Here is a 7,783-nt window from a genome sequence, read left to right on the forward strand (position 1 = left end):
ATAGTGGTTTTGCCTGCCCCTGATGGAGAAGATAAAATAAGTAATAAGCCTTTCCTTTCTATCTGCATTTGAAAAATATTTTCTTTAATTGTAATTATTCACTAAGCATAGATTTTACCAATTATCCTAATATTGTCACCCCGCATTTATTGCGGGGTTAATGGTTGAAAGTGTCTACAATCTTAAGTTTAGAGCGTGTTTTATAATTAACCCCGCAATAAATGCGGGGTGACACTCCGGTGTAAAGCTACATAAATTTACTATAGCTTAACAATTACTAGTCTTTAATTCATCTTTTAATTAACAATTATTTTGTTGTATATAATAATTTATGCACAATTTTGAAAATAAATTATCAGTTAAGGGCAAGTTTTGGCAAGTTATTGATTTTGATGAGAATTATGTAAAATCGGCGTGTCAAAAATTTTCTATTTCTGATTTTCTTGCAAGAATTTTATCGCAAAAAAATATTCCTCTAAATGAAATTCCAAATTTTTTAGAGCCAAAAATAAGGGATTATCTTCCAAATCCTTATCTTCTGAAGGATATGCAAAAGGCTGTTGAGCGAATTATTTTTACAATAATTAATAATCAAAAAATTGCAATATATGGTGATTATGATGTTGATGGTGCTTCCGCAACTGCACTTCTTGTAAGGTTTTTTAGGGGGCTAAAGTCTGAAATTTTATTTCACATTCCAGATAGGATAAAAGAGGGTTACGGCGTAAATTTTGAGGCTCTGAAAAATCTAAAAAATCAGGGGGCGGATTTGGTAATTTCTGTTGATTGTGGCGTTCTAGCTTTTGAGCCAATTCTAAAGGCAAAAAATATTGGACTTGATGTAATTGTAATTGATCATCATTTGAGTGATGCGGTATTACCAGAAGCTGTTGCGGTTGTTAACCCAAATAGGTTAGATGATGATTCAAAACTCAATAATTTATGTGCTACTGGCGTTGCATTTTTAGTATGTGTTGCGATAAATTCTGAGTTAAAAAAACAAAAGTATTACTGCAATACTTCAATAGAAGAAATAAATTTATTGCATCTTTTAGATTTAGTTTCACTCGCCACAATTTGTGATGTGATGAGTTTAACTGGCGTAAATAGGGCTTTCGTAAAGCAAGGGCTTAAAATTTTAGCTGAAAGGCGAAATCTAGGCTTATCAGCACTTATGGATATTTCAGGTTTGAAGAATGCTCCAGATGTTTATTCGCTAGGGTTTTTAATAGGCCCTAGAATTAATGCTGCGGGCAGAATTTCTGATTGCTCACTTGGTGCAAAAATTTTATCAGAAGAAAATCAATTTAAGGCTTTAGAATATGCTGAAACCTTGAATAATCTTAATAAAGAAAGGCAAGAAATTGAACAAAATATTTTTATAGAAGCATTAGAAATGGCTTCAAAAAAAGATGAAAATTTAGCGTGCATAGTGCTTGCTTCAAAAAACTGGCATCAAGGCGTAATTGGCATTGTGGCTGGAAAAATTAAAGAAATATTTGATAAACCTACTGCCATAATTGCTCTGAATGAAGGCGTTGGCAAAGCTTCTGCTAGAAGTGTGAATGGGATTGATTTTGGTAGTGGCATTATCAATGCAAAAAATGATGGGTTAATTTTGGCTGGTGGCGGGCATAAAATGGCGGCGGGCTTTTCAATATTAGAAGAAAATATTAAGAAACTAGAAGAATATTTGCATCAAAAATTTTTAGAAGATTATAAAATTTATCAATCAAATAAATATGTTAAGGCAAATTTGGTTCTGCCAGCTAGTGCGTTAACTTTAGAATTAGCTGATGAAATTTCAAAATTATCACCCTTTGGAATTGGCAATTCTGAGCCATTAATTTTGGTTGAGAATGTGAAAATAGTTTCGCTTAAAACCTATGCAGAGAAGCATATTGGGTTTTATTTTTCTGATGCAAATCTTGCAAAAGTAAATTCAAAATCAGTTAAAGGAATTTTATTTAACGGCAAAAATACTACGCTTGGCAATGCTTTGGAAGAAAATTATATGAAAAATGTCTCGCTACTTGGTAAAATTCGTAAAAATAGCTTTAATAACTCGGAATATATTGATTTTTTCCTAGAAGATGTAGTTATAAATTAGAACAAATTTTTGAGTGTCAGTGCTTTATTTGATTTTGCCATTTTTGGGGTATTTATACACGCTATGCTTTGCACCGCATAATTACTTTGCGTTGGGAATGCTTGCTTTTCCAGCGTTCCTAATCATTTTAGATATTCTAAAAACTCCACTAAAAACTTTCTTTGGTGGTTTTTTATTTGCATTTGGTCATCATATTTCTGGCTTATATTGGATTTCAAATTCATTATTGGTAGAAGCGGATAAATTCGCTTGGCTTGTGCCTTTTGCGGTTAGTGTAATACCTGCTTATTTAAGTATTTACATAGGTTTAGCGGCAAGTATTACTTATAAATTGAAATATAATGGACTTGCGAAAGTGTTATTTTTCAGCTCCATTTGGGTTTTATTCGAAATATTGCGATCGCAATTATTCACTGGTTTTCCTTGGAATTTAACAGGTTATACAATCCTTAAAAATATTAATCTCTCTCAAATTGCTGCTTTTCTTGGCGTTTATGGTTTGAGTCTATTTGTTCTAATAGTTTTTCTAAGCCCTTATCTGGTTATCAATGCCTTTGTAGAAAGTATCAAAGATAAATCGCCATATAGGTTAAGCCTAAGCCTTATTTATCTGATGCCTATTGCATTTATAATAAGTTGGCTTTCATATTGGGGTGGTCAAAGAATTGCAGAGAATAAGGATAGATTTGAAAATATTTCAATTCGTATTGTGCAGCCGAATATTCCTCAGAACGAAAAATTTGATAATGCAAAAATTGGCGATCATCTATTTAAGTATTACACCCTTACGGTTGATGAAAATGAGGATAAAGCCTTTGTTCCTGACTTAATAGTATGGCCTGAGGCTGCAACACCTTATGTGCTAACCAAAAATCCAGAATTTTTGGAAGATTTGAAAGATATAATCCCTTATGGAGCTTATTTGGCTTTAGGAACAATAAGAACTGAAGGCGAAGAAAAAAATCAAAAAGTTTATAATTCAATCCAATTTGTTGATTCAGAGGGGGTTCTCTCTGAGACTAAATATGATAAGCACCATTTAGTGCCGTTTGGTGAATATATTCCTTTCAGAAAATATTTTCCTAACATAGAAAAAATTACACACGGAATGGGGGACTTTTCAATGGGGCAGGGTATTGAAACCCTTAAGGTTGGACAAATTCCGCCTTTTTCACCTTCTATATGTTATGAGATTATTTTCCCGAAAAAAGTTGCGGATTTTTCAGGCGAAGAAAAGCCAAGATTTATTCTTAATGTTACTAATGATGGCTGGTTTGGCTTAACTTCAGGGCCTTATCAGCATTTAGAGCAAGCTAGAATGAGAGCGATTGAGGAGGGCATTAGCGTTATTCGTTCAGCAAATACAGGGGTTTCAGCTATAATTGATCCATTAGGGAGAATTATGGCAAGCCTAGATTTGAATAAGTATGGCGTGGTTGATGGAAACCTTCCCGCAAGCCTAAATAAAAGAACTTTTTATAGTATTTTTGGGAATAAAATTGTGATTTTAATTGCAGCATTCTTTATGTCTCTCGCCCTTTTCTTGAAATATTATGCCAAATTGAAGCGATGCCATCAAGCAAACTAGTAGGTTTTTCAATTTCATCTATATCAAGATTATAAGTTTTATATTGGTTTTTACCAAGAATAGTAACTATAGAATTTAAGTCCTCACTGAAATATTTGAATGAATTAGCTAATGGAGTTCTTGGTTCTAATGCTTTATTAGGTAAGGTTTTTTCCTCTAAAATAGATTGAAGTTTTATTATTTGCTCAACTGGAAAGCCTTCCTCAGTAATTCTTTTACTGGCCGGATTGAATTTAATAACTTCACTTTTATTATTTAGAATTTCCTGAAGCTGTTCAAAGCTACAGGTTCTTACATTTATGCTTACATCTAAGCAACCCTCCCCCCCAACAGCAAGAGAGTTCACCATAAAATGATAATTTGATTGTTTTCTTGATTAAAAATTTTAACTTGTTTATTTAAAATGGTTCGATTTCTATTTATCGTTAATTTCAATCTAACATAAAATTGTTACAAAATCATTACAAAAAGTTAAAAAAAGGTTAATAATATGTCGCAACCGAAAATTCAATTATCTGAAGTTTATAAATCTTTTGGATCAAAAAAAGTTCTGCAGGGTGTTGATTTATCCTTAAATTCAGGGGAATCCCTTGTTGTAATTGGAGGTTCTGGCAGCGGAAAATCAGTTCTTATAAAAACTATTATAGGTTTAATTCAGGCAGATAAAGGCTCAATAAAAATTGATGGGGTTGAAACATCGCACTTAAATCGTTCTGGCAGACAAGAAATTATGAATAAATTTGGGTTTCTATTTCAAGGCGGTGCATTGTTTGATAGTTTGCCAATCTGGGAAAATGTGGCTTTTGGGTTAATCAACGCATTATCTATGGATAGAGATAAAGCCAAAGAAATCGCAATTAAAAAAATTCAACAAGTTGGTATGGGTAAAGATGTTGCGGATTTATTCCCAGCCGAGCTTTCTGGAGGTATGCAGAAGCGAATTAGTTTGGCAAGGGCTATAGCAACTGACCCTGAAATTATCTTCTTTGATGAACCTACAACCGGCCTAGACCCTATAATGAGTGATGTTATTAATAATCTGATTGTTAAGTGCAGTAAAGAGCTTAAGGCAACAACTATAAGCATTACGCATGATATGAATAGTGCTACAAAAATTGCTGATAAAATTGCGATGATTTATCAAGGAAAAATCATATGGGAAGGTAACCCAAATAACATTTATTCAAGCGGAAATGGTTATGTTGACCAATTTGTAAATGGCAGATCTGAAGGCCCTATTGAGATAAAATTACAGGATCATTAAGAGCTAATCCCTTCAATTTCAGCTTTGATATTATTTGCGAGGGTTTCAATTTTGATAGCATCTTCACCCTCAAGCATTACCCTTATAAGTGGCTCAGTGCCTGATTTACGAATAACTATTCTGCCTTTATCACCAAGAGATTTTTCTGCTTCTGCGATAGAATTTTTAACTTTTGAATTTTCTAAAATTTCATCGGCATCTTTAGTGATTTTAATATTTTTCAAAACTTGTGGAAATGGATTAAACACATTCAAAACCTCACTCGCAGGTTTTTTCTTTTCAATGATAGAAGCTAAAACTTGAAGTGCCGCAAGCAAGCCATCACCAGTAGTTGTGTAATCATTAAAGATAATATGACCAGATTGCTCACCACCAAAATTACAGCCAATTTCTCGCATTTGCTCCATCACATATCTATCGCCAACTTTGGTGCGGTGCATTTTTAGCCCTAGCGATTCAATATGCTTTTCAAGCCCCATATTTGACATTATTGTAGTTACAACGCCCCCACCTTTAATAAGCCCTCTTTCTTGCCAGTTTGAAGCGATTGCCCCCATTATTTGATCACCATCTATAATGCGGCCTTTTTCATCGCAGATAACTAGCCTATCAGCATCTCCATCAAGTGCGATGCCAATATCAGCCTTAGATTCCCTCACTTTTTCACTTAAAATATCTGGGTGAGTTGAGCCACATTCTTTATTGATATTAAACCCATCAGGCTTTGCGAAGATGGTTTCAACTTCCGCACCTAACTCCCATAATATAATCGGTGCGATTTTATAAGCTGCACCATTGGCACAATCTAGAACGATTTTAAGACCTTCCAGCCTGCTTCTTTTTGGGAAAGTTTGTTTGATATATTCAATATATCTGCCGGGTGCATCATCAATTCTTTTGGCTCGCCCTAGATTTTCAGGCTTAGCACGATATTTGGATAAATCAGAATTTACCAGAGCCTCAATCTCCTTCTCGGCTTCATCAGAGAGTTTTAAGCCATTCATTTGAAAAAACTTAATACCATTATCATAATAAGGGTTATGCGAGGCGGAAATCATAACGCCGACATCAGCACGCATAGAGCGTGTAACTAAGGCAACGGCTGGGGTTGGCATTGGGCCTACCAAGAAAACCTCCATACCCATTGAAATAAAGCCGGCTGTCAACGCAGATTCAATCATATATCCAGAAAGCCTAGTATCCTTGCCGATAACCACCCTATGCTTGTGCTGTCCGCGAGTGAAATAAGCCCCAGCCGCCATTCCAACTTTCAGAGCCGTTTCCGCATCCATTGGGAAAATATTACTCTTTCCCCTAATTCCATCTGTTCCAAATAATTTTGACATAAAATTCAATATATAAATCCTTCAGTGATTTTTTATGTATAGATAAATCTCTATAACCACCAATTGTCACCCCGCATTTATTGCGGGGTTAATTGTTAAAAGTGCTTCTAAACTAAGTTTTGAGCCTGTTTTATGGTTAACCCCGCAATAAATGCGGGGTGACAATAAAGAGAAAAAACTACAGAAATTAATTAAAATCTAGCTTTACCTAACAATACCAACCTCTACAATTTCTTAACCGCTTCTAGAACTTCGTCGCAGTGGTTTTCAACTTTAACTTTACGCCAGATTTTTCTGATTTTGCCAGTTTTATCAATTAGAAAAGTATCGCGTTGAATACCCCAATATTTCTTGCCATACATATTTTTCTCAACCCAAGTGCCATAAGCCTCACAAACTGTGGAGTTTGCATCAGAAGCCAAAGAGAAAGGCAAGCAATATTTTGTTCTGAATTTTTCATGACTTTCTAAAGAATCTTTTGAGATGCCAATTATAATAGTGTCTAATTTCTCAAATTTTGAGATATTTTCTGCGAAATTTTTAGCTTCTAAAGTGCAACCGGGAGTGTCATCTTTTGGGTAGAAATATAACACAACATTCTTTTTGCCACGATTTTCAGACAAAGTAAAATTTGCCTGATTTTCAATATCCAGTGTAAAATCTGGAGCGAAATTTCCTTCAACGAGATTTTTTTCAGACATAAAAACCCTTAGTTAAAATTAATATGTTTAGTGAAGATATTCTTAATCTCCGCCATTAAAAACTCAAGGATTTTCTTATATTCTGCAAAATTGGCTTGATTAGTAACCTTGCACAAAATTTCTTCAGTATATTTGGTGATTTTACTTTCAGAGGTAATTCGGAGAACATTTTGCGAGGAAGTTAGAAACTCAAATGATTTGGCTAAAATTTCCGCTTCTTCACTTGTTAAAACGCCTATTTTCTCAAGATTTTTAATAGTTTGCTTGGAAGATTGCGACTTAATTTCAGGGTTTTTACTTAAATTTTGAAGTTGCAAAAACCTTAACAAAAACTCTAAATCAAAAATTCCACCGATTGAATTTTTTACATCAAGCCCTTCAATTTTCTTGTTGTTACGATGCTCACGAAATTTTTTATAAATATATTCAATTTCCTTTTGTAAAAAATCTTTTTGCCAATGACTTGAGATTTTTTGATTTATTAAATCTTGCAAAGTATTTTCAAAATTTTCATTATTGCTAATTACCCTTGCTCTGGTGAGGGTCATATACTCCCAAACCCAAGCGTTACCTTCCTTTTTAGCAGGGTTGTAATATTCATCAAAAGTTTTGATTGAAGTTGCAAGCGGTGAACTTTCGCCGAGGGGTCGCAAGCGTAAATCCACTTCATAAAGCCTGCCAGTACTTGAAATTCCTGATAAAATTTGAATTAATTTATTCGCTAAACGAAGATAATATGCAGATGGCTCAATTTTAAGATTTTTATTATTTTGG

At 34.1% G+C, this 7,783-nt stretch carries 7 protein-coding genes; 3 read left to right on the plus strand and 4 right to left on the minus strand.

The annotated features are described in order from the left end of the window. Positions 1-331: 331 nt before the first annotated feature. Both recJ and lnt read left to right on the plus strand, forming a co-directional pair. Positions 332-2,110: a single-stranded-DNA-specific exonuclease RecJ gene (gene recJ, locus SFT90_01770; GenBank protein ID MDX1949211.1), complete on the plus strand. Its 1,779-nt coding sequence runs from the start codon at positions 332-334 to the stop codon at positions 2,108-2,110. 19 nt (positions 2,111-2,129) lie between these two features. Then, positions 2,130-3,698, plus strand: coding sequence for an apolipoprotein N-acyltransferase (lnt, locus tag SFT90_01775; protein MDX1949212.1), 1,569 nt, complete (start codon positions 2,130-2,132; stop codon positions 3,696-3,698). On the opposite strand, the gene SFT90_01780 is transcribed toward lnt, so the two are convergent. After that, positions 3,634-4,047 carry a hypothetical protein gene (locus SFT90_01780; GenBank protein ID MDX1949213.1) on the minus strand — a complete coding sequence of 138 codons (414 nt, stop codon included), beginning with the start codon at positions 4,045-4,047 and terminating at the stop codon, positions 3,634-3,636. The two genes, lnt and SFT90_01780, sit on opposite strands and share 65 nt — an antisense overlap. Positions 4,048-4,188: 141 nt before the next feature. On the opposite strand from SFT90_01780, the gene SFT90_01785 reads away from it, so the two are divergent. Then, positions 4,189-4,962 (plus strand): ATP-binding cassette domain-containing protein, encoded by a 774-nt coding sequence (locus SFT90_01785; GenBank protein MDX1949214.1) that lies wholly within the window; start codon positions 4,189-4,191, stop codon positions 4,960-4,962. Here SFT90_01785 and glmM read toward each other — a convergent pair. From glmM to SFT90_01800, 3 genes are all read right to left on the minus strand, one after another. Further along, a complete protein-coding gene (gene glmM, locus SFT90_01790) occupies positions 4,959-6,308 on the minus strand; it encodes a phosphoglucosamine mutase (GenBank protein ID MDX1949215.1) in 1,350 nt (449 codons plus the stop codon). The genes SFT90_01785 and glmM overlap by 4 nt on opposite strands. Before the next feature lie 224 nt (positions 6,309-6,532). Next, positions 6,533-7,009 carry a thioredoxin-dependent thiol peroxidase gene (gene bcp / locus SFT90_01795; GenBank protein ID MDX1949216.1) on the minus strand — a complete coding sequence of 159 codons (477 nt, stop codon included), beginning with the start codon at positions 7,007-7,009 and terminating at the stop codon, positions 6,533-6,535. 8 nt (positions 7,010-7,017) lie between these two features. After that, positions 7,018-7,783, minus strand: a 766-nt coding sequence (locus tag SFT90_01800) for a hypothetical protein (GenBank protein MDX1949217.1), incomplete at its 5' end; no start/stop codon positions are given.

This window comes from Rickettsiales bacterium, from assembly GCA_033762595.1.
Taxonomy (GTDB): domain Bacteria; phylum Pseudomonadota; class Alphaproteobacteria; order Rickettsiales; family UBA8987; genus JANPLD01.